At 69.2% G+C, this 22,598-nt stretch carries 19 protein-coding genes and 1 pseudogene; 8 read left to right on the top strand and 12 right to left on the bottom strand.

What is annotated here, in order from left to right; all coding sequences use genetic code 11:
* Nucleotides 1-55 precede the first annotated feature (55 nt).
* The 6 genes from OG788_RS43805 to OG788_RS43780 form a co-directional block, all read right to left on the bottom strand.
* Nucleotides 56-1,780 (bottom strand): dolichyl-phosphate-mannose--protein mannosyltransferase, encoded by a 1,725-nt coding sequence (locus OG788_RS43805; RefSeq protein WP_406376451.1) that lies wholly within the window; start codon nt 1,778-1,780, stop codon nt 56-58.
* Nucleotides 1,777-2,079, bottom strand: coding sequence for a hypothetical protein (locus tag OG788_RS43800; protein WP_406376450.1), 303 nt, complete (start codon nt 2,077-2,079; stop codon nt 1,777-1,779). Before OG788_RS43800 ends, OG788_RS43805 begins: the two co-directional genes overlap by 4 nt.
* Nucleotides 2,080-2,351: 272 nt before the next feature.
* Complete coding sequence (locus tag OG788_RS43795; RefSeq protein WP_406377002.1) at nt 2,352-4,298, bottom strand: amino acid transporter; 1,947 nt, start codon at nt 4,296-4,298, stop codon at nt 2,352-2,354.
* A 454-nt stretch (nt 4,299-4,752) separates the two neighbouring features.
* Nucleotides 4,753-5,292, bottom strand: a complete 540-nt coding sequence (locus OG788_RS43790; protein WP_406376449.1) for a DUF6300 family protein — start codon at nt 5,290-5,292, stop codon at nt 4,753-4,755.
* 78 nt (nt 5,293-5,370) lie between these two features.
* The gene (locus tag OG788_RS43785; protein WP_356749737.1) at nt 5,371-5,910 is read right to left on the bottom strand and encodes a GNAT family N-acetyltransferase; all 540 of its coding nucleotides are present in this window, start codon (nt 5,908-5,910) and stop codon (nt 5,371-5,373) included.
* Nucleotides 5,911-6,266: 356 nt separating this feature from the next.
* On the bottom strand, nt 6,267-6,905 hold the full coding sequence (locus OG788_RS43780) for a TetR/AcrR family transcriptional regulator (protein WP_406376448.1): 639 nt from the start codon (nt 6,903-6,905) through the stop codon (nt 6,267-6,269).
* Between the two features lie 67 nt (nt 6,906-6,972).
* Here OG788_RS43780 and OG788_RS43775 point away from each other — a divergent pair, with 67 nt between their 5' ends.
* Complete coding sequence (locus tag OG788_RS43775; RefSeq protein ID WP_406376447.1) at nt 6,973-8,571, top strand: FAD-binding oxidoreductase; 1,599 nt, start codon at nt 6,973-6,975, stop codon at nt 8,569-8,571.
* A 177-nt stretch (nt 8,572-8,748) separates the two neighbouring features.
* Here OG788_RS43775 and OG788_RS43770 read toward each other — a convergent pair whose 3' ends face one another.
* The 3 genes from OG788_RS43770 to OG788_RS43760 form a co-directional block, all read right to left on the bottom strand.
* The gene (locus OG788_RS43770) at nt 8,749-10,200 is read right to left on the bottom strand and encodes an amidase (protein ID WP_406376446.1); all 1,452 of its coding nucleotides are present in this window, start codon (nt 10,198-10,200) and stop codon (nt 8,749-8,751) included.
* A gap of 154 nt (nt 10,201-10,354) precedes the next feature.
* Nucleotides 10,355-10,837, bottom strand: a complete 483-nt coding sequence (locus OG788_RS43765) for a GntR family transcriptional regulator (RefSeq protein ID WP_406376444.1) — start codon at nt 10,835-10,837, stop codon at nt 10,355-10,357.
* Complete coding sequence (locus tag OG788_RS43760; RefSeq protein WP_406376443.1) at nt 10,830-11,624, bottom strand: hypothetical protein; 795 nt, start codon at nt 11,622-11,624, stop codon at nt 10,830-10,832. The genes OG788_RS43765 and OG788_RS43760 overlap by 8 nt, the downstream gene beginning before the upstream one ends.
* Before the next feature lie 418 nt (nt 11,625-12,042).
* Here OG788_RS43760 and OG788_RS43755 point away from each other — a divergent pair, with 418 nt between their 5' ends.
* A complete protein-coding gene (locus OG788_RS43755; RefSeq protein WP_406376442.1) occupies nt 12,043-13,308 on the top strand; it encodes an MFS transporter in 1,266 nt (421 codons plus the stop codon).
* A gap of 264 nt (nt 13,309-13,572) precedes the next feature.
* On the opposite strand, the pseudogene OG788_RS43750 reads toward OG788_RS43755, so the two are convergent.
* A pseudogene (locus OG788_RS43750) lies at nt 13,573-13,932 on the bottom strand (transposase); the annotation flags it as partial.
* A gap of 13 nt (nt 13,933-13,945) precedes the next feature.
* Between OG788_RS43750 and OG788_RS43745 the strand changes: the two are divergent.
* The 3 genes from OG788_RS43745 (at nt 13,946) to OG788_RS43735 (ending at nt 16,329) form a co-directional block, all read left to right on the top strand.
* Nucleotides 13,946-14,494: a hypothetical protein gene (locus OG788_RS43745; RefSeq protein ID WP_406376441.1), complete on the top strand. Its 549-nt coding sequence runs from the start codon at nt 13,946-13,948 to the stop codon at nt 14,492-14,494.
* 345 nt (nt 14,495-14,839) lie between these two features.
* Complete coding sequence (locus OG788_RS43740) at nt 14,840-15,598, top strand: SDR family oxidoreductase (protein WP_406376440.1); 759 nt, start codon at nt 14,840-14,842, stop codon at nt 15,596-15,598.
* Nucleotides 15,599-15,711: 113 nt separating this feature from the next.
* Nucleotides 15,712-16,329, top strand: a complete 618-nt coding sequence (locus tag OG788_RS43735; RefSeq protein WP_356749719.1) for a VOC family protein — start codon at nt 15,712-15,714, stop codon at nt 16,327-16,329.
* Nucleotides 16,330-16,562: 233 nt separating this feature from the next.
* On the opposite strand, the gene OG788_RS43730 is transcribed toward OG788_RS43735, so the two are convergent.
* Entirely contained in the window at nt 16,563-17,126 is a 564-nt protein-coding gene (locus tag OG788_RS43730) for a DinB family protein (RefSeq protein WP_406376439.1), read from the bottom strand.
* Between the two features lie 140 nt (nt 17,127-17,266).
* On the opposite strand from OG788_RS43730, the gene OG788_RS43725 reads away from it, so the two are divergent.
* The 3 genes from OG788_RS43725 to OG788_RS43715 all read left to right on the top strand — a co-directional run bounded on the left by OG788_RS43725 (nt 17,267) and on the right by OG788_RS43715 (nt 21,354).
* Entirely contained in the window at nt 17,267-19,219 is a 1,953-nt protein-coding gene (locus OG788_RS43725; RefSeq protein WP_406376438.1) for an SMI1/KNR4 family protein, read from the top strand.
* A 268-nt stretch (nt 19,220-19,487) separates the two neighbouring features.
* Complete coding sequence (locus OG788_RS43720) at nt 19,488-20,252, top strand: alpha/beta hydrolase (RefSeq protein ID WP_406376437.1); 765 nt, start codon at nt 19,488-19,490, stop codon at nt 20,250-20,252.
* A 724-nt stretch (nt 20,253-20,976) separates the two neighbouring features.
* Nucleotides 20,977-21,354 carry a hypothetical protein gene (locus OG788_RS43715; protein ID WP_406376436.1) on the top strand — a complete coding sequence of 126 codons (378 nt, stop codon included), beginning with the start codon at nt 20,977-20,979 and terminating at the stop codon, nt 21,352-21,354.
* Between the two features lie 188 nt (nt 21,355-21,542).
* On the opposite strand, the gene OG788_RS43710 is transcribed toward OG788_RS43715, so the two are convergent.
* Nucleotides 21,543-22,466 carry a phosphotransferase family protein gene (locus OG788_RS43710; RefSeq protein ID WP_406376435.1) on the bottom strand — a complete coding sequence of 308 codons (924 nt, stop codon included), beginning with the start codon at nt 22,464-22,466 and terminating at the stop codon, nt 21,543-21,545.
* Nucleotides 22,467-22,598 lie beyond the last annotated feature (132 nt).

Raw genomic sequence — 22,598 nt, 5'->3', positions numbered from 1 at the left:
TGGTCCGCGACAGCAGGTGGGGAGCGAGTCGCCCGCGTGTGCCGTGCGGCCGGGCTCAGATCCAGGTGTCGAGCCACATCCTGGCGCGCCAGTCGGCGTACGGGATCGTCTGCCCGGTGTAGATCGGGAAGAAGTAGATGAAGTTCCAGGCGATGAGCAGGACAAGTACGCCCGCGCCCACCGCGCCTCGTATGCGGCGCTTGCCGGCCGCTCCCGGGGGACCCAGCAGCGCTCCCAGCATCATCGCTACGGCCAGGCACAGGTACGGCACGAAGACGACCGCGTAGAAGGAGAAGATCGTGCGGTCCTGGTACAAGAACCAGGGCAGATAGCCGGCACCCACCGCACACAGAACGGCGCCGGAGCGCCAGTCACGGCGCAGCGCCCATCGGTAGAGCAGGTACACGAGTGCGCAGCATCCCGACCACCACAGGAGCGGTGTTCCCAGGGCGAGGATCGCCTGTGAGCAGTCGGCCGTCGCGTGGCAGCCCTCTTCCCCGGGTTTCGGCGACTGGTAGTCGAACAGCACCGGGCGGCCGAGGACCAGCCAACTCCAGGGGTTCGACTGGTACTTGTGGGGAGTGCTCAGCCCGACATTGAACTGGTAGACGCCGTACTCGTAGTGCCACAGGCTGCGCAGCGGTGCCGGAATCCACGACCATGTGCCGCCTCGGCCGTCCGCCCAGTGGCGGCCGTAGCCGTTGTCGGAAAGGAACCAGCCGGTCCATGTCGCCAGATACGTCAGGGCAGCGACCGGGGCGAGGGACAGCACCGACCCGCCGAGATCCTTGCGCAGTACGGCGCGGTAGGGGCGGCGCGCGCCCGCTACCCGGCGGGAGCCGACGTCCCACAGCAGGGTGAGGATCATGAAGAAGGCGAGGAAGTACAGGCCGTTCCACTTGGTCGAGGCCGCCAGTCCCAGGAAGAGGCCCGCGGCGAGCCGCCAGGGACGGGCTCCCGTCCCCGCACGGTCGCCGGTGTGTCCGTCCGGGCGCACCCGGCCGTCCTCGTCGACCGGCAAAGCCGCCGCGAGCCGGGCGCGCGCACTGTCCCGGTCGATGAGCAGGCATCCGAACGCGGCCAGTACGAAGAACATGACGAAGAGGTCGAGCAGAGCGGTCCGGCTCATCACGTAGTGCAGACCGTCCACCGCCATCAGTGCTCCGGCCAGGCAGCCCAGCAGTGTGGAACGGAACAGGCGGCGTCCTATTCGGCACAGCATCAGCACCGACAGCGTGCCGAGGACCGCCGTCATGAAGCGCCAGCCGAACGGGGTGAGGCCGAACATCCACTCGCCGAGGGCGATGACCCACTTGCCCGTCGGCGGGTGCGCGACGAAGGACCCGGTGTCGGAGAGCGGGATCACCTGGGGATCGGCCAGGATCTGCGGGTCGGCAATCCTGCTCTTCGGCCAGGTGCCCTCGTAGCCGAGCCGCAGCAGGGACCAGGCGTCCTTGGAGTAGTACGTCTCGTCGAACACGACCGTGAACGGGCTGCCCAGACGCCAGAAGCGCGGCAGCCCGGCAAGGAGCGCCACCAGCAGTGGGCCGCCCCATTCCGACCAGCGCGCCAGCCGGCACGCCGCTACCGGGGACAGCCCGAGCGTGCGCCACAGCCGTGACCCGGGTTCGGGAAACGGCACGACCAGGCGGTCGCGCACGGACGTACGCGGGCGCTCGACGTGCCCGAAGCGGCGCAGCCGTCGCTCCCAGGAGAGCGGCGGGCGATGCTCCGCCGTCCGTTGCTCGTCGGCAAACGCGGGCGTGTTCTCTTGAATCACGTGGTGAGCTTTCTACTCGTGGAGAGCTGGACGAACGAGCTGTGTCCGCCGGACACCCAGCACTTCCGCGACGTGCTGCTCGGGCAGGTCCTGGTGTGGCGCGGAACCCCGGCAGCCCGTTGTCGCGCCGACAGCAACGCCGGCATGGCCTCCCGCAGGGTCCGTTCGCCCACGGCGTTGATCTCGTCTCCCACCCCGGGGGGGTCGCGCAGTTGGTCCACGGGTGCTCGCCCCACGAGCGACGCCGACCACCGAGCCGTCACGAACCGGTCGGACTCCTCGGCTCCCAACTGCCCCATCACGTCGACCCCTTACGTCCCTGCCGCACCCGTCGGCCTCTGCCACAGCCGCGTGGGACTGCAGGACGGCGCACACCTCATCGACCTCGCACGCCGACGCACGACCGCGGGACCGGGACCACACCCTTACACCTTGGCCAAAGACACTGGCCCCGGTCCCGCTATGCACTCCCACCCTATGGCGTGGATCACACTCGCCACGTCGACACTTGAAGTTCCCGACTTCTCCTGGCTCCCGACGTGTCCTTGCTACGCCGGAGCGGTTCGAGAATTCAGCCGCCGACGTGAATGCCGGGGCGTCGGTCAGGGTCGGGTTCGTTGCTGCGGATGATTTCGCGAGTGACGGGGGCGGTGTCGCCGCGGCCCAGGAGGAAGTAGCGGAACATGTGACGCAGGGGACTTCCTTCGGCCCACGCGAAGTAGCAGTGCGGCTGGACACCGGTGGCGTTGCGCAGGGCGAGCAGGATCGCGGCAATGGCATTCGGAGCGGCCGGGGCCTCGGCGCGCAGGACGCGGTAGCCGTCCACCTCGACGCCCTGTACGCAGAGGGTGTCGCTGAAGTCGGACGGATCGACCACGTCGATCTCCAGGAACAGCACGTCGGCGGGGCCGGGCACGGGGTTGGTGCCGCGCTGTTCCCGTTCCTTGTGGGCGTACTCGGTGCTGTCGCCGGTCTCTCGTCGGTTGGCGATGATGTTGATGGCGTTGTCGTGCGCGAGGGTGTCGGTGATGAATTGGCGCGCGTTGGTGTCGAACACGATGCGGTCGGCGCGTAGTTCAGTGCTGCGTGAGACCCGGGAGATCAGGGACACGGCGACGATGCCCGCGATGAACATGCCCGAGATGGCGATTCCCTCGGGCTTGTCGACGATGTTGGCGACCAGCGCGTAGAGCAGAACAGCGGTGAGCAGGGCGAATCCCGCACCAGCCACGCGTCGGCCGCCGCGGACGACGGACACGGTGACGGCGAACGCGCCGGAGACCATCATGGCCAGGATGCCGGTGGCGTAGGCGCCGGCCTGTGCGTCGACGTCGGCGCCGAATGCGATCGTGATGACGACGCAGAGCACGGTGTAGACGATCACGACCGGGCGTACGGCGCGCCCCCATTCCGGGGCCATGCCGTATTCGGGCAGATACCTGGGCACGATGTTGATGAGCCCGGCCATCGCGGACGCGCCCGCGAACCACAGGATCGAGATGGTGCTGATGTCGTAGGCGGTGCCGAACACTTCGCCGACCTTCTCGTGCGCCAGCCAGGCCAGCGCCCGGCCGTTCGCCTGACCGCCGGACTCGAACTCCTTGTGAGGGATGAGGACAGTGGTCACGAAGCTCGCGGCCAGCAGGTAGACGCTCATGACGAGCGCAGCGGTGGTCAGCAGCCGTCGGGTGTTGCGGATGCGGGACTGCTTGTGCTGCTCGGGGTCGCTGCCCTGCGCGGATATGAGGGGCATCATGCTCACGCCGGTCTCGAAACCGGACAGGCCCAGCACCAGCAGGGGGAACGCCAGCAGTGCGGGCCCTGCCAGGCCTCCGAGACCGCCTCCCCCGTCGCCGAGGGCGTGCGTCCATGCCGAGAACGCGCCCGGCGTGGTGAAGACGTCGACCAGGCCGACGGCGATGACCGCCGCGTTGAGTGCCAGGAAGGCGACGACCAGGGGAATGGCCACCTTGACCGCTTCGCTGAACCCGAGCAGGAACACCCCGCCGAGCACCACCAGCAACGCCACGGTGAGGGCGACCTCGTGACCGTGCAGGGCATGCGGGAAGTAGGGGTTCTCCACGACGTGAACGGAAGCGTCCGCCGTGGACAGCGTGATCGTGATGATCCAGGACGTGGCAACGAAGCCGAGCAGCACCAGCACGAACAACTTGCCCCACCAGAACGGCAGCAGGTCCTCCAGCATGGCCACCGACCCCGCTCCCTCGGAGCTCTCCCGAGTGACCCGCCGGTACATCGGCAGCATGCCCACCAGGGTCAGCGCCACGATCACCAGCGTCGCGAGCGGCGACGCCTCCCCTGCCGCGAGTGCGGCGATCGCCGGGACGTAGGCCAGGCTGGAGAAGTAGTCGACCCCGGTCAGGCACATCACCTTCCACCAGGCGTGCTGCTCGGTGTGTCCCTCGCCTGCCGCGGGCCCGGCCGGCTGCACCCGGTGGCGCAGCAGCCATCGAGCAAGGCTTCCGGTCGGCTGGGTCCGCAGAGCGGGACTTTCCATCTCTGCCGGTATGACCGGCTCGTTCGCGACCTTCATGTCCCCCATCAGCCCTTCCAGTTCACGCCATCGGCGCGCCCGTCCCCGTTCACGGCACGGACGGCCATGAGTATGCGGCCCACCAGCGGTGTCGCGATCACCGGGGCGCCCCAATGGCGCCTGCCGTGGCATCGCCCTGTTCCCAACTGGTGCGGTGTCAGCGCTGCTGGACAGCACGAATCCCGGCAACCCTTGGAACGGGAAGGTGGCTGCGACCAACCAACTCCTCGCGGCGGCTCACGGCCGGCGGCCCGCCCCGTGTGAGCTGAACGGCGGCCCGACGTCAGGGCGTTGCGCGTCTCTCGCCCGCGATCAGGCCCACGGGGCGCACCCTGTCGGCGTGCGGCGCCTGCCGGCCGTGCCGTACCCGGGCTGGAGCGGCTCCACCGTGTCCGGCACGACGCGCCGGCCGGACCGCTCAGGAGTCAGTACAGCCATCGGGTGCGCTCTCGGTGGCGAGTGGGCCGGCGATGGCGGCGCCCAGCTCACGGATGCGTTGCTGAAGCCGCCCGCGCTGCTCGGAGTGGGCGTTCGCCAACTGGGCGCGCAGCGCGTCGCGTTCCTGCCGCAGTTGGTCGACCTCGGGGAATCCGCCGGTCGTTCCCGGGTTCATGAGGTCGCGGGCGGCTGCCTCGTCGTGCGACAGGCCGGGCATGGAGATGGCTGCGTCCACGTCGGTCCCACGCCAGTACCAGCCGTACTCGGCCATCGCCTCCTTCGTCCATCGCATCAGCAGCCGCGCGCCCTCCTCGCTTCGTTCCATGTCGTGCCCGCCGCCCGAGGCGAACCAGAACAAGAGCGCACCTGCGGCCGACTTCTCACCGTCGCACCCCGTGCACAGCTCAAGGTGGATCGGTCGACCGGCGGTGTCGTTCTTGGGCGCGACAACGCTCACGATCAGGTCGCTGCCGCACTGGGAGCACTGCGGCATCCGGTCGGAAATCTGAATACGGTGCACTTGGCTCCTCACTGCCGGCCGGCCCCGTCTAGCCGACGGCACCCGTCTTGTCGCGCATCCTCGTTGTCGGGAGCGAACTCAATCGGACGGCGTGACCGGGGACCACATGCCGAGCCACTGCTCTGCGCCCCAGGCCTCGAACCGCTCCACCTCAGTGAACCCCAGCTTCGCCGCGAGACGCATCGAGCCGACGTTGGCGGTCTGGGTGGTGAGCACCACCGGCTCGCCGGGAAGCGCGTCGGCGAGCCAGCCGAGTGCCGCCGCGCACGCCTCGGCGGCGTACCCGAACCCCCACACCCGCGGCAGGAACAGGTAGCCGAGATCGACCTTCCCCTCGGCAGCCGGGCGCCGGTGCCCCGGTGCCCTTCTGAGCAGGATCTGGCCGATCATCGACCCGTCGAGATCGACGACGAAGCTCCCGGGCCACCGCTCGGGCGCCTCGGGCATCTCGCGCTCAAGCTCGTCACGCGGGCGGGGGCCGCCGAGGTAGGTGTGCACCTCCGGCGACGCGAGCAGCTCGATGAACACCGCACGGTCCCGTGCCTCGGGCTCGCGGAGCACGAGCCGTCCGGTCTTGATCGGGGCAGGCGGCCAGGCGACGGGTCCGAGTTCGGTCATGCCGACCAACCAATCAGCAGGCTCGGAAACGATCAAGACTCGTGGCCCGATTGCCCATCCGTCAGATCCCACGGATACCCGCCCCCCGGAGCCACTCACGCAAGGCTCGACGCCTCCTCCCGCCCCGAGACACAGCAGATCTCAAGCGAACGGTCCGAGGCGAGCGGGGCGAGGCCCCAGGGAACTCCCAGGAACGACCGTGAGCCACGCTTCCGTTGTCAGGGCTTGCGATGTCCGCCCGGTCTGACGCCCCTCCTGACGTACGGCGTGCCTGGAACCCGGGTAGTGCCAGCCGCTGCGCCCGACGATCCGGTCGGCCGCGCCGCCCGCTGTTCCGAAGGCGGCACGCATCCGGTTCACATGCCGTCGCCGCCGCTCGCGAAGATGCTGTGGCCGACGGCGAAGAGCCGTGCACACCGTTGCGCCATGGCCTCCGGTGACTGATCGGGGTGGGTGACCCACCAGCGGACCAGGGCGGTACACAGGCCGCGCCAGGCGTACTTGAGTGCGTCGGCGTCCAGCGGATCACTGGAACCTGCCGCGTCCAGGAGGTCGGTGGTGCCCACCGCGGCGAGGTCGTCGATGGCACGGCGGTAATGCTCGGCGCGTCGGGCGGCGTCACTGTCGGGCGGCAGCGTGGTGTCGTAGAGGACGAACCACGCCTCGCGCTGCCCGTCCAGCGCCGTGAACAGTGCGTGCAGGACGCGGAGAGCTGTGGGCGGTGCTTCGGAGGTGTGTTCGGCCATCGCGGCGCGGATCGCGTCCAGCAGGCGATCGCCGACCGGGTTCAGGCAGGCCAGATAGAGATCTTGCTTGCTGCCGAAGTAGTGGTGCAGGAGGGGTTTGGTGACGCCCACGCGGGCCGCGACGACGGCCACGGTGGTGGCCTCGTAGCCGCGGCGGCCGAACTCCTCGGTGGCGGCGGCCAGGACTTGCTGTTCGCGCGCGGCCCTGGGCACGCCTTTGGTGCCGGCCCTGGAGGAAGGCGTTGTCATGCCTTCGATATTACCCTAGGGTAATTTTCCGTTGGGTAAATTCAGTGGACCCGCTGGGAGCACACGCATGCCTGTCGCCCCGTCCGACCCCGGCACCTCCCGCACCCGCTCCTGGTGGGGCTGGGGGTACGCCGACTCCCACCCCGCCGATGCCGAGTGCGCCGCCTTGGGAGCCCTACTGCCGGGAACCCTGCCTCGCCCGCTGCCGATCCCCCGGGTCGCCGACCTGGACATCGCCCGCCCCGGGGCGACTCCCCCGGACACACTGGCGCACCTGGTCACCGCCGATCCCGAGGTGCGCGCCGCCCACGCGATGGGCAAGGCCTACCGCGACGTCATCCGGGCCCTGCGGGGCCGGCCGGGCCGGATCCCCGACCTGGTCGCCCGCCCGACCGACGGCCGGGAGGTGGCCGACCTGCTGGACTGGGCCGGCGGGCAGGACGTGGCCGTCATCCCCTTCGGCGGCGGATCCTCGGTGGTCGGCGGCGTGGAGTATCGCGGAGACGCCCATCGTGCCGTGCTGTCGCTGGACCTGACCTCGATGGACCGGGTCCTGGAGATCGACGCCGTCAGCCGTTCGGCCCGCATCCAGGCCGGTGCGCTCGGCCCGGTGCTGGAAGACCAATTGCGGTCCCACGGCCTCACCTTGCGTCACTTCCCGCAAAGCTTCGAGTTCTCGACCCTCGGCGGCTGGCTGGCCACGCGGGCCGGAGGCCACTACGCCACCGGCCGCACCCACATCGACGACTACGTGCAGTCGCTGCGCGTCGTCACGCCTGCCGGCGTCAGCGCGTCCTGGCGCCTGCCCGCGTCCGGCGCCGGACCGTCGCCCGACCGCCTGTTCCTCGGCTCCGAGGGCGTGCTCGGTGTCATCACCGAGGCATGGATGCGCCTCCAGGAGCGCCCGCGGCACAAGGCCTCGACGTCCGTGGCCTTCGCCGACTTCCAGCAGGCACTGGACGCGGTGCGTGCCATCGCCCAGAGCGACCTCGCGCCCGCGAACTGCCGCTTGCTGGATCCGGGCGAGGCCCTGCTGTCCGGTGCCTCGCACGATGGTTCCGCCATCTTGATCCTGGGCTTCGAGTCCGCCACCGCCGGCGTTGCCGACCGTCTCACGAGTGCCCTGGACCTGGCCCGCGCCCACGGCGGCCGCGGCGAGGATCCGAGGGGAGACCACAACGCCGTCACCGCCGTGAGCAGTTGGCGTTCGGCGTTCCTGCGCATGCCCTACCTACGTGATGGCCTGGCCCGCATGGGCGCCGTCGTCGAAACCTTCGAGACCGCCGCCACCTGGGACAGGATTCCCGCCCTGATCGACGCCGTGCGCACCCAGGTCGGCGCCGCCGCACTGAAGGCCACCGGACACCCGGCCACCATCAACTGCCGCCTGACCCACGTCTACCCCGACGGCGCAGCCCCCTACTTCACCGTGGCCGTCGCCGGCAGACCCGGCGAGGAGGTGGAGATCTGGGACGACATCAAAGCCGCCGCCGGCGACGTCCTGCACCGCTACGAGGCAACCATCACCCACCACCACGCCGTCGGCCGCGACCACCGTCCCGCCTACGACCTCCAGCGCCCGGAGCCCTTCGCGCTCGCGCTGCGCGCGGCCAAGGACGCCCTGGACCCCCATCACATCCTCAACCCGGGGGTCCTGATCGACTGACCGGCAGCGAGCCGGCGAGCCGTCCCGGCAGGTGAATCGGCAGCCGGCTCCACGCTCGCAGCGGTGGGATGTGACATCTCCCCCATGAAACGGTGCAGGTCATCGGCGAAGCGGCCGAACAGGCCGCCACCCACGAGGATCCGCACCTCGTCCTCGGCGGACATCCGGTGTTACGCCTTACTTCGGTTCCTGGAAGCCGCCGATCTTCCGCTCGAGCAACTCGGCCAGCCGCAGCGGAGTTCGGTCCTCGAACATCGGACCGATGAGCTGCACGCCCACCGGCAAGCCCTCGGGGGACCTGCCCGTCGGTATGGCGGTGGCGGGCAGGCCGGGCATGGTGGCCACCCCGGCCCAGACGAGCTGGTCGAGGTACGGGGACTCGACGCCGTCGATGTCGATCCGGCGTTCCATCGGATCGGGGTGGTGATCGTGCGGGAACGCGGGAGTGGGAGTGATGGGACACACCACGGCGTCGAACTCGGCGAAGAGCCGTCGCCAGCCGTGACGGTGGAGCTCGCGACGGCTGTTCGCCTCGATCCAGTCCCGGTGGCTGAACACCATGCCGCGCAACCGCGCCGCTTCGAGACTCCGGTCGTCTGCGCTCAGTCCGGCGGCTCGGGTCCGCAGCTGCGCGTACGCCTCGACGGGAAAGCGCGCGACGGAGCTCGAAAAGAGCAACTGCGTGTAGAGCATCGCGGCTTCGGTCAGGTCGGGGAGCAGCGGACTGTGCCGTTCGACGCGGGCGCCGTCGTCGACGAGCGCGTCGGCCACCCGGTTCACGCCCGCCCGCACGGCGGACCCGGTGGGAATGAGCGGATGCGTGTCGAGGACCAAGACCCGGAAGTCGCGGAGCCGCTCGTGGCGCGTGGGCGGCAGCTTCAGGTCGTGGGCCACGCCCAGCGTCAGCGGGTCCGGTCCGGCCATGACGTCGAGCAGGAGCGTGAGGTCGCGGGCAGTGCGCGCCATCGGGCCGACGACGGCGAGGTCAAGGTCGGCCGGGAGTGCCGGCTCGGGCGGCGGGACCATACCGCGGACGGCCGCCAGCCCGAGTGTCGGCTTGTGTGCGTAGACACCGCAGAAATGGGCGGGGGTGCGCAACGAACCGGCGATGTCGGAGCCGATGGACAGCGCGCCGAATCCGGACGCCAGGGCCGCCGCTGAGCCGCCGGAGGATCCACCGGGCGTGCGGCCGTGATCCCACGGGTTGTTGGTGGTTCCGTAGATCTCGTTGAAGGTCTGCACATCTTGCAGCCTCAAGGGCACATTGGTCTTGCCGAGCACTACCGCGCCCGCTTCCTTGAGCCGCCGCACCTGCACCGCGTCCTCGGCCGGAATGTAGTTCCGGTGTTGCGGCATCCCCCAGGTCGTGGGCAGCCCGGCGATGTTGTAGGACTCTTTGACCGTCACCGGAATGCCGAGCAGCGGGCGGTCCTCACCGCGGGCGCGCGCCTGGTCGGCGGCGCGCGCGGCGGCCCGCGCACGGTCGAAGTCCGGCACGCAGATCGCGTTCATCGCGGTGTCGTCCCGCTCGATACGGGCGATCGCCGCGTCGGTCAGTTCCGCCGAAGTCACCTCACCGGCACGCAAGGCAGTCGCGAGCATCTCGGCCGTCTGAAAATTCCACTCCATGAAACCGACCGTACGGGCCTGTGGAAGAGGTCATGAAATACCCCTTCCCACAAGCCCCTTCGCAGGATCGATGAACTCCAAAAGGCAATGCCCGGCCCCAGCATCGCCTCCGGTCAGTACCGAATTGTGGGGACATCTGGATCCGGGGTGACGATCAAGTACGAAAGCCGTGGTCGCTCGGGTCGTCGTCGAAGATGAAGGCGCCCGGCCCTTCGGGTCCACCCGCTCCACCGTCGGCGGCGGCCGGGGAGAAGGCGGGCCCTGGGTCCAAGGCGTCACGGACGGCCGTGAGGATGTCCTCGGTATCGGCGCCCAGCGCTCGGGCGGCGGACGTGAAGTCCCTCACCAGAGTCTCGAGTTGGTCGGCATCGTGTGTGTGCGAATCGGACGGGAGGGCCGCGACCCGGGTGCCCGCTCCACGGCGGGTGCGGATCAGGTCGGCGGTCTCCAGCTCGCGGTAGGCACGCGCCACGGTGCCCGGCGCCAGACCGAGGTCGGCGGCGAGCTGACGCACGGTCGGCAGGCGCTCGCCCTCGACCAGCCGTCCGGTGCGGATCAGCGCGGCCAGTTGGGCGCGGATCTGCTCGTACGGCGGTACCTGGCTGGTGGTGTCGACGCGGACGGCGGAGTCACGCATCGTCGAATGTCCCGTCGTCGGCTGCCCCGTCGTCGACCGCCCGGGGGGCCACCACGGTGACCAGGGACCATCCGAAGGTGAACATGCCCAGGAGGCCCAGGGGGCAGATCGCCACGATGGTGGCGGCGCCCAGCGGGCCGGCGCAGGCCTTGTCCGTGAGTGCGACAAGGACCATCAGTACGACGAGCAGCACCTGGCTCGACACCAGCAGCCCCCAGGCTCCGGTGATCGCCCACGCACGGTCGCGGCGCTGCTGGTCGTCCCCCGGGCCGTGGGCGATGCGGCGCAGGGCCCAGACACAGACGGGGGTCCCGACCGCGAGGGCGGCGAACATCGGGCCGCTGTAGTACAGGCCGGGCCAGGGCCCGAGGGATGTGCGCATCCCTTCGCAGGTGACGTTGACGACACGCCCCGCTCTGCCGGTCCGGTCAAAGTCGGAGGAGGCCGTGACCGCACCGATCAGCAGCAGGGTGACGAGGGACGCCGCCTGCAGAAGGAGCAGAGGCGCCATACGGGGCGGCACCTGGTCTCGGATCAGGCGCGGGGCGAGACTCGCGGTGCGTACCGCTGCCTGGGGACGCAGGGTCAGGGCGTCGCCGAGCAGCACACCGCCCACCGCACACAGGCCGAAAGCGGTGATGGCGAACACGAGAGGCATCGTGATGTCGTCGCTGTCCATCGTTACCAGGTGCTGTGCGGCCACGATGCCGATGGCCAGGCCGGACCAGCGGGCGAAGTGGTCGGCGTGGTCGAGGAGCCGGGATTGGAGCGCATCGGTGTCGAGCATGTGGAGATCCCCCCGGATATTCTTGTATCAAGCGGTGGGTACAAGATGCCCTGGTCGAGATCTTGTGTCAAACGCTCGATACAAGGCGGTACGCGGGGAGGTGACCTCTGGCGCGGGGATGCGGCCGACACAAAGGGGGACGACCCCCGACCCAGGTCGCCCGCCGGGCCGGCCCGGGCCCACGGCGACGACGCGGGCTTCCGCTTCGCTCAGCGCTCCCGTCCCGTGTCGATGAGTCGTGGGTGGAGCCTGCAGGATTTCGAGGTGCGGCGACCACAGGCCTGCGGGAAGTCCTGGAACGGGCTGCGACCTGGAGAAATTCAGGTGCCAGGCCAGGACGGCCTGCCTTACCATCGGGCGTTTCGCCTCTGTCCTCTTGCCCCTGATCGGCCACCACGTGAAGTTCTTGATTCCTGGCGTGCTGCGCGACGAGCCGCAGTTCGCCCGCCTGTTCATCGGACAGTCGCTGTCGGTGCTGGGCGACCGTGTTTCGTTCGTAGCCGTCCCCTTTGCCGTGCTCTCCATCGGCGGGTCCGCTTCCGATGTCGGGCTGGTAGCGGCCTCCGGGCTGATTCCCATGCTGCTGTTCGCCCTGGTCGGTGGTGTGTGGGCGGACCGTTTCAAGCGGCACCGCGTCATGCTGGTCTCCGACGTGGTGCGGTGCGCTGTACAGGGGCTCATTGCCGTACTGCTGATCACCGGCGCTGCCAAGATTTCGCATCTCGCACTGCTCATGCTGGTGTTCGGCACGGCCGACGCGTTCTTCATGCCCGCTTCCACAGGGCTGTTGCCACTGGTCGTCGGACCTGACCGGCTGCGGGAGGCGAATGCGCTGCGAGGATTCACCCAGTCGTCCGCGCTGGTGCTCGGTCCGGCTCTGGCCGGCGGTGTGGTCGCGTGGCTCGGCCCCGGCGGCGCTCTGGCCCTGGACGCAGTGACCTTCGCCGCCAGTGCCGCGTTCCTGGCCCGACTGAAACCTCGCAGCACGGCACCCGAGACAGCAGAGCCCACCGCCGGGGGGACGTTCCTCAAGGAAGTGCGCGCTGGTTGGGTGCAGGTGCGCAGCCGGACGTGGGTGTGGTCGGGCATGGCCGCCATCGCGGTCTACCACGTTGTCGTGCTGCCGTCGGTGTTCGTGCTGGGGCCTGTCCTGGCCGAACAGGAGTGGGGCGGTGCGGCAGCCTGGTCGACCGTGACTGCGGGCTTCGGTATCGGCTCCGTTGTCGGAGACGTCTGCGCCTACCGGCTGAAGGTCCCGCGCCCCATGGCCCTCGCCGCCGCAGGACTCGCCGTGGGCTCCTGCCAGGCGATCATCATCGGATCCGGCTCCTCACTCGCCTTGATCACGGTCCTCGAAGGGATCACCGGTGTCGGCGTCTCCCTCTTCTTCGTGCTGTGGGAGACCGCGCTGCAGACACACGTGCCCGAAGCCGCCCTGTCCCGCGTGAGTTCGTACGACTACCTGCTGTCGGCCGGACTCATGCCCCTGGGCCTTGCACTGGCCGGCCCGGTGTCCGACTCCCTCGGCGTGCGACCCACCCTCTACGCCATGACAGTCCTCGCGGTCCCCGCCGCCCTCGCGCTGCTCTGCGTCCCAGCCGTACGACGCCTCCCGGCGCATGCCTCCGGCACGGCCGACGGCCCAGGCAGCATCCACACCGCCCCAGAACCCAGCCTGCCGTGAACACGGTTGGCTGAAGCGGCCCGTTGCACCGGTGAAAGGTCCTGGTGCCAGTAGCCGCCGCCAGGCTTCCTGACATGACGAACGGGCCGGTGGTGAACTCCATCGGCCCCTGTCCTGATCAGCTCGGCTCAGCTCACTGGGTCGCGATCGGGACCGCCAGCACCAAAGAGCTACGGATCAGCCGGTGCCTGGTCCGCATCATGCCGAGCGCACGCAGGTAAGGGGCCCTGTACTCCAGCTGTAGATCACGATCATGCTTGGGTCGCCGCTTGGCGTTTGTACTGGCTCGTAGGTGCGGGCCACCGCGAGGGCGTATCCGGTGGCGCGTTCCTCCAGGGCGGCGCGCAGTGTGCGGTTGCCGCCGTACACCTCGCCTCCTGCCACCCAGGGGGCGTGGTGGCCGGAATCCGGGAAGCGGGTGATCATGCGGGCGGCCAGTTCGGGCTTGGTGGCGAACACGGTGTCCGGGTTGAGCCCGGCCGCCTGACAGCGGTCGGGCCGGCCGGTCCACGAGCGCTGGATGTACAGCTCCCGGTCCAGTGCGGCGTGTCCGCGCCGGCCTGCGTAGGCGAGGTGGACGGCGACTTGGGAGTTCTCGATCCGGCCCGCAGTGCCGGTGTACTGGAAAGGAGACGCCGTGCTGGGATTGCTGGGCTTCTACGACGAACTGGACAACTGCTCCGGCCAGCCGAACGGATCGATACGCGATGCCGTCCAGTCCGTCGGCGAGCCGGACGAGATGGACCTGGTGGCCTACCTGGACGCCGGCCACGTCCTCATCGACGTCATGGAAGGCGGACACGACGTCATCACCGGAAGCGCCCACCGACACTCACCGGGATGTTCTTCCCTGGCGACCGACGGTTCCTGGCTGTGGCGCCAGGACTTCCCGCACTACGTGGAAACGCACCATGTCTCGCTGCCCGACGCGTTCATCGAACACGTCCGCAGCCTGAACTATCAGATGCCCACCATCACCGTCGCGCAGTTCGCTCCGCACTACGACGAGACCATGCCCCTGGTCGGCTGGGCCTCGGCTGTCCCGTGGCGATCGACTGCGACCACGCTCGTACATGGACCACGAGCAGTGACCAGCAAGGCCCAGTTCGACGCGGCGACGCTGGCCCGGGAACGAAACCGGCCGCACGGCAGTTGGCACAGGCCACGCAAACCGCGGAGCACATAGGCGCCACCAGCCATGAGCGATCTACAGCTGGACTACCAGAGAGACGGGGCCCCCTGCCCGCCCGACCGGTAACCGGTCGACGAGCACCGCCTCTCGAGTCGCGGATGCCGTCCACTCGAACGAGTGACAGACTGAAAGTCGGATCGGCGGCCTGTGCCGGAGGGCATGGGGCATGACGCGGCCAACGCAAATGCCCCGGCCGAGGGGTGAGGCGAGCGCGGTGCGCACGGGGTCGCGCAGGCCGGCGCCACCCACAACCTCCATGGGCAGGGGCCCCTGAGCCTGCGTTCGTAGGCGCGAGCGGGGAACGTACGGAATCCGTGTTCTGAGGGTGGTGACCCCCTTGTGAGTGGGACCGATGGAGAGGCCGGTGGAGCACACGGACTGCTTGCCGGGCAGACGGTCGTGGTGGTGGGAGGCAGCGCGGGCATCGGTCTGGAGACCGCGCGGCAGGTGCGTGCGGCAGGCGGCGAGCTGGTTCTCGTGGCGCGCGACGCCGGACGCCTCAAACGGGCCGCGGACGAGCTGAGCCCGCTGAGCACGGCCGCGTTCGACGCCCGGGACGTCGAGCACCTGGAGCGCTTCATAGGAGAGCTGCCCGGGCCGGTGGACCATGTGATGGTCACGGCGGGCAGCCCGTCGTACACCCCGATCGCCGAACTCGACCTGGCCAAGGCCGCGTACGACTTCGGCGGGCGTATCGCGATGATGCTGGCAGTGGCTGGGGCGAGCCGGGAGAAGGTCAGAGCCGGGGGAACGCTGCTGTTCATCGGCGGCACCGGCGGCCGGCGGCCCGCGCTCGGGATGGCCGTGACGGGCGCTCTCACCGCGGCGCTGCCGGCTCTGACCGCCAACCTGGCACTGGAGGTCGCCCCTGTTCGGGTCAACCTCATCGCGGCCGGGTTCGTGGACACACCACTGTCGGCTTCCCTCCTCGGCGACCAACTCGACGCACGGCGGGCGGAGTTGAGGGAGACCCTGCCCATCGGTCGGGTGGTCGGACCTGAGGATGTCGCCGCCCTCGCAGTGCACATCATGGCCAACGGCGCCCTCACCGGCGCCACCTACGACATCGACGGTGGCCAGCAGCTCGTCGCGCGCTGACCGTTCGCTGCCCCGGCCCATGCCGCAGCCGGCCGTCGCGTGCGGTCCGGCGCCGCTCGCGGATCAGGTCGTCGCCGGTAACCGGTCCAGGTCCGAGAGGAGAGGAACAAGCCATGGACATGAAACTCGAGGTCGTGGTGGTGCCGGTGTCCGATGTCGACCGGGCCAAGGACTTCTACACGGCGCTGGGCTGGAGGCTCGACGCGGACGTCGCCACCGACGGCGACTTCCGGGTGGTGCAGGTGACCCCTCCGGGTTCCCCGGCTTCGGTCATCTTCGGCAGATCGGTCACCGATCAGGCCCCGGGCTCCGCTCGCGGACTGCACCTGGTCGTCGACGACATCGAAGCCGCCCGCGAGGAGCTGAGACGAGGCGGCGCCGACCCGGGCGAGGTGTTTCACGACGCCGGAGGCGTCTTCCACCACGCCGGCACCGACGCCCGGGTGCCCGGCCCCGATCCTCAACGCGGCAGCTACGGCTCCTTCCTGTCGTTCAGTGACCCGGACGGCAACGGCTGGCTGCTGCAAGAGATCACCACGCGGCTTCCGGGACGACTGGATCCCGCGACCACCTCGTTCGCCTCGGCCGAGGATCTGGCGAGCGCTCTGCGGCGGGCCGCGGCGGCGCACGGTGAGCACGAGGCACGCATCGGCGCGGAGGACCCGGACTGGCCGGACTGGTACGCGCGGTACATGGTGAGCGAGCAGGCCGGGACAGAACCGCCCTCGTGAGCGGGTCGGACGCACGGTCGCACCGACCACACCGTCGTGGCAAAAGGGCGCGGGCACGCGGGCACAGTCTGCCGGGCCGGTCGCGCACGAGCGGGTCCGGACGGCCGCGGCAGGCAGGCAGGCAGGCAGGCAGGCAGGCAGGCAGGCAGGCAGCGGAGCATTGAAGCTCTCAGCCACGAAGCGTCACGGAGTCCACGTAGGTTTCCGAAGCTCGATCGCCAACTTCCGGAAAGTCAGGTTCGGCGCGGTACGGCTCCGTCCTGCCAGCCGTAGAGGTCGCGCAGCAGGGAAATCTCGGCGCCGTGATGGATCAGCTCCCTGTTGACGTGCAGGACGATGCCCTCCATGGGAAACCGCTCGGGACCCACCGCGGGCGGATTCTCCAGGTCGGCGTCCGAGAGCTCGCGGACCCCCGCGTTCCATCTCCCATACATCTCATCGAGCTGTTTCAGCGCCTCGTCAGCGGTCCCCGCGTAGGCGAATGTCTCGGAGTGGACGTCCTGGCCGCCGAAGTGCCATCCGACCCGATAGCCCAGGCAGGAGACGATGATGTGCGCCAGCCGCCAGGCAATCGTGGTCACCGGCGCCGGCACCGGGCCAGGGGACGCGTAGTCCATCGTCCATTCCCCCGAACCTTCCGACATCGGTGCGGCCGACGTGCCACGCGGGCGGATGCTCCAGCAGCCACGCACCGGCTCCCAGAAGTACTCCTCATCGGCAAGACCGTGCAGCCGCGGCCGCAGGTTCTTTTGCCAGTGCCGGTCCAGCTGGTCCGCGATGCGCTCGCTTCTTGTCATTTCCGCACACTACATACAACGGAGACCTGGCTGCGACGCACGCGTGAGTAACCCGAGCGAGCGCCACGCCAGAGCCTCCGACCTGCATGTTCGAAGATGACGAAGACTCATTGTCAGTGCCGGGTGGCAGCATCGGGTTCATGACGGACACCACGGCATTCGACTGGCCTTCCCTGCTGCGCAGGTGGAGTGGGGAGTGGGCGGATTCCCTTCCGGACGACGAGACGCGGGACGAGGACGACGAGACCGCGCGGCAGGCTCGGTGGCTGGGGTTCCCGCCCGCTTCCGAGGAGCGGATCGCAGCCATGGAGGCGCGCCTGGGCCTGCGGATGCCCCCGTCATACAGGGAGTTCCTCAGGGTCAGCGACGGGTGGCGGCACGCGGGCGGGTTCGTGTGGCTCCTGGCGGGGACCGAGGACGCGCGCTGGCACAACAACGCGTCGGGACTCGCGGACATGTATGAGGAAGACATGGACGAGGACGCCGGGCCCGAGGAGCGGCGGGAGGCGGGCATCTGGCGGCGCGGGCTGCAGCTCGACGTCGAGTCCGACATCACCCACGTTCTCTTGGATCCTGAAGATGTGGACGAGGACGGTGAGTGGGCCGTGTACACGTGGGCGAGTTGGCGGGCCGCTCCGCCCGAGCGGTACGCGAACTTCCTTGAGTTCATGCGGGACATGCATCGGGAGTTCCACAGCCTTCAGGCGCGGCGGAGCGGCCCGGATCCGGTGTTCGCCAACGACACGACGCGCGAGCTGGACACTCTGGTGGAGCAGGCCCGGCTGGAGGCGCTGGGCGGCGGCTGGGAGCGGGCCGGGAAGGCCCTGGACGAGGCCAGGGGGTACGGCAGGCCGCGGGCCGCGGGGCTGGGTGATCAGATACGTCGGCTGCTCGGACAGACCCACACGGTGTACTTCGAGGACCTGGTGACGGACCCGCAGTACGCGCCCGAGCTGCTGCCGTCGCTGGTCGCCGAGCATGTGGCGCGCTCGCACCGAGATGACTCCACGCTGAGATTCCATTTGGGGGGCGCCGACGACGACGTGACGTCGCTGGCTTTCGCGACACTGGAGCAGGTGAGGAATGGCACGTACCGGTACACGGCGGCCGGACCGTTCGGGGAGGCGGTCGAGCGGGCGCGGGAGCTGGCGCGGTGGGGAGAGACCGACGGGGCATGGCGGACGCTGATGGACGCCTTGCCCCTGTGGGAGCCGCTGGGGCCGGACCATCTGGCACCGCTGGGGTGGGTGGCCGACCCGGTGCTCGGGCCGCTGCTGACTCCGGAGCGGGGCCGGGAGCTGCTGTCCACGCCGAGGGGCGGGCAGGCGGGCGAGGCACCGAGGCCGACGGCCGGACTCGACCCGGGCAACTTGGCCTGGCTCGCGGAGCCGGACCCGGGCAACAACCGGACGTCTTTCCGGTTCGTCCTGGTGGAGGGCGTGGAACCGCAGGAGGTGCCCGGACGTCTCGCAGACGGGGGCGACACCGCGCTGAACGAACCCTTCACCTTCTGGGAGGCGTACCGCAGATCGCGGCACAACCGGCGGGAGCACTCGTCCTACGGCGACAGGGCCCTCATGGCGGTCGGCCGGGCAGGCACCGGTTGGAGCTTCGCCTTCGACGGCGATCCCGCCCCGTTCGACCAGCGGCGGTTCGTCTCTCCGGCCGCGGCCGCCAGCGAGGGCACTCGCGCGGTGGTGGTGTGGAGCGGCCTGAGGACAGGGCGCGGGAATTCGTTCTTCCATCTCTCGGTAGCGCGAGATGGTGGCGAGCAGTACGCATTCACGTACTCGGACGGAGGGATCCAGCAGAGCGGGGAGATACCGGATCCGCTGGATCCGAGCCGGTTCTTCGGTGCCTTGGAGGTCGGGGCCGAGGTGGAACGGTCGCTGCTGGAAGCGGTAGCAGGGGAGTTCGGTGTCCATCTGCCGCGCCATGCCATCGTGAACGGACGGCTGCACACGTTCACGACCCGTTCCTGGACGCGGCCGCCGAGGGACGGTGAGACGTACACGGTGATCCGGGTGGAGACGGGCGGCGCGGGCCCGGCGGACGGCCGGCAAACGGGAGAGGACGGGCCGGCCAGCGGGTAGGCGACCGGCCAGGCCGCTTGGCCGCCCGCCCCGGACGGACATCAGCGGCACGGTCGCCCCGCGGTAGTTGCGATCAGTGGTGGGGAAATGGAGTGGAGGGATGATGATCGGGCTGGTAGCTTGCGGTTTGCTGTGACGCCGTCCGAGGAGGTGAGACCCATGAACGCTGTATCGATGTGGGTGCTCCCCCTGCCGTCACGGTCGGGCGATTGACGTAGGTGTCGCCGGGAGCGCCTCGACAGCAAGGCACTCCCGAAAGGCAACACCTATGCGATCTGTACAGTTCACCGCCGAGTCGTCGTCGAACGGCATGGTCGAGCGCGACTTCACCGTGGGCGACGTCCCCGGCGTTCTCTGGTCGCCGGCCTCCGGCGCCGATCGTGCGCCCCTGGTCCTGATGGGCCACGGCGGCGGCAACCACAAGAAGCATCCGGCGATGGCGGGGCGCGCACACCTTCTCGTGACCGGCTGCGGCTTCCATGTCGCCGTCGTCGACGCGCCCGGTCACGGCGACCGGCCGCGCACCGCGCACGACGAGCGGGAGATCGCCGCGCTGCGCAAGGCGCAGACGGCGGGCGAGCCGGAAGGCCCGATCGTCGTCCGTTACAACGCCCGCCTGGCGGAGTTCGCCGTGCCCGAGTGGCAGGCGACCCTGGACGCCCTTCAGGAACTTCCGGAGATCGGCGCCGATGGGCCGGTGGGCTACTTCGGCATCGGCCTGGGCACCGCGATCGGGGTGCCGCTGGTGGCGGTCGAGCCCCGGATCACGGCCGCTGTCTTCGGCCTGCACTGGCCCGATGCCCTGGTCGAGACGGCGAAGCAGATCACCGTCCCGATCGAGTTCGGCCTCCAGTGGGACGACGAGCGCATCCCGCGCCAGGCCGGCCTCGCGCTGTTCGACGCCTTCGCCTCGAAGGAGAAGACGTTGCACGCCAACGCGGGCAAGCACTTCGACTTCCCCAGGTTCGAGGCCGACAGCGCGGTGCGGTTCTTCGCCCGGCATCTCAGCCAGGTGGTCACCTCACCCGCCTGAAGGTGAGCGGTAGCGGCGTCCGGTCTGCCGATCGGGCGCCGCTACGTCAGCGACCTCCCCGCCCACCCTGCGCATCGAGGACACGACGCACCCCACTTGGCCCCCCTCTGAGCTCTAGGCCGCTGTTCTCTGCCGGGACAAGGCAATGAACAGAAGCGGCGGCGCTGGCAGGCTCCGGGACATGAGAAGGACTTTCACGCTGCACAGCGGGATCGCGGTCGGACTGAGCACCGTTCTGCTGTCGTTCGTCTCGTTCACCTGGCCATCGGGGCCGTCTCCCGTCGACAGCACAGGGTGGCCAGTGCCTGTGTTCTTGCCGGCTCTTCTGCTCCTGGGGACGGCAGTTGTGCCCGTGTTCGAGACTGGACGGACGCTTAACGCGCCGCTCGGAGGGCGAGGTGGTCACCTGTCCGGCGCTTGCACGGCATCGGGGAACAGCGACGAGCGACCCGTGGACTCGCGGGTCGGCGCTGTGTTGGCGCAGCGTGCGGCGGATGGCATCAGCTACTGACACCAACACATGCTGACAGCGTCGGTCACGGCCGGGCGTCAGCAGAGGTTTCCCCGAGGAACAGATCTCTGGAGTGGGGGCCGCCGTCTGAGCATGGCACCTTGGCGGTCGCCGCACTGATCCCCGGCCGATATCCGGCGGGCGGAATCTCATCGTTTCAGCGAAACAGCATCATGTTCAGCCCCGGGAGGGCCCCCGACCATGTCTCCTCATGTGACCACAGACGACTGGGTCGTCATCGCCGGCGTCATCACCGTCATCTACACGGTCGCGATGCGCTGGTGCATGCCGACACCAAAGGCAAAGCGGCTGATTTCCTTCGCCCCGCTGGCCGGCAGCGTGTTTTTGGTACCCAGCGCAGCGACAAAAGGATACTCGGCCTCTTTCACCCTGTACTTGTACAGCTGCGTCCTGCTCATGTTCGTCATCATGCTGGTGCCGATCAAGAATCGGGTCGCAGCCGACATTTTGGAACAGGAGCAGAAGCCGTGGGACACAGTGCCGTTCAATAGTGCTTCGTTGTACTGGATCGCATTTTCGTTCACGGGCTGCACCGTCGCGATGCTCTCCATCTGGCCGGCCATCAATTGAACACGGGGCAAGTCACGGTCAGACCGTCATGCTGTTGCGAGCTGGTCGTGGTGTTGCTGGTGGCCCGGCTGTCGCGTCGGGTGGGCGCCGGGTTCCGCTGCTCGTGTGGGGTGATGCGGCTCGGAGGGACTCGAAGGTGCTGGTCAGCCGAGGTTCGGCAGGGCTTGGAGCCGGTCGACAACGTGAGTTCACACGGTGCCAAACCACGCCTCTGCCAGCGAATCCAGCGTGGCTTTCGGCGGCGTCGGCAGCACCCTGAAGTACCAGGGCAAGTTGCTGTAGACGTGCACGAGCGTGTGCGCAAGCAGTTCGCGCGGTGAGAAGTCACGGCCGTAGGCGGCCGTGATCCGGCCGAGCAGACGCGGATCGCCGCGGGAGACGAAGACGCCGACGGCGACGAAGTCGTACGCACGGTCGCCGAGCACGGCAGGCTCGAAATCGAAAAGCCCGCTCAGCGTCCACCGGCTCGAATCCACCAGCAGATGTTCACGCATGACCTCGGTGTGCAGCAGCACCCGGTCCGGTTCACCGGCCAGCGGTGCGGACTGAAGGAACTCCGGTATTTGTTCCAGCCACAGCTCTGGCAGCTTGCGCTCACGCTGCCGCGCCACGGCTGTTCCACACTGTTCGGCAAGAAAGGCACTCCAGCTCGGTGGGCCGAGTACATCACGCAACGGCTCCGTGTCGAGAGCGTGGAGTGCCCCGAGCGCCTCGCCGACCTCGCTTGCCAACCGTTCCCGGTCAACTCCCGGCACACGCGGCCACGACTCGGCCAGCCCCTGGCCGGTGAGCTGCGACATGAGGATGTAGCGCCAGCCGTTCTCGTATTCGCCGTCGGCGTGGACCTCTGGGGTGGCAACAGGAAGCTTGCCCTGGACGTGCTCCAGAACACGCGCTTCCGTGCGGCCCTCCTCAGCGCGGACTGTGGGATACAGCTTGAGCACGTGCCGGTCACCGACTGCGTAGACGGGAAAAGACCCTTCGGGATATCGCCGGAGGGAGTGGCCTGCCAGGCCCAGACGGGCAGCCAGGTGCTCAGCGCCTGGCCGCATGATCGCCTCGACGCCGACAACGGCATCCCACTCCTCATCCGTGTGCACGGCAGGCAGCATGTCCCGGAGCGTAGAGGTGCTTGATCGCACGCACGAATGGTTTTCGAAGCCTGAGCCGTCACGACGATCGGACACCCCAGGTCACCGCGGAACGACGCGCGCTCACTTGAGAAGTGCGTCCGGCGGGCGCTG

It is taken from the genome of Streptomyces sp. NBC_00647 (assembly GCF_045207245.1).
GTDB lineage: Bacteria > Actinomycetota > Actinomycetes > Streptomycetales > Streptomycetaceae > Streptomyces.
The sequence above is the reverse complement of the archived record's forward strand: the minus strand, read 5'-3'. Positions and strand labels throughout refer to the sequence as shown.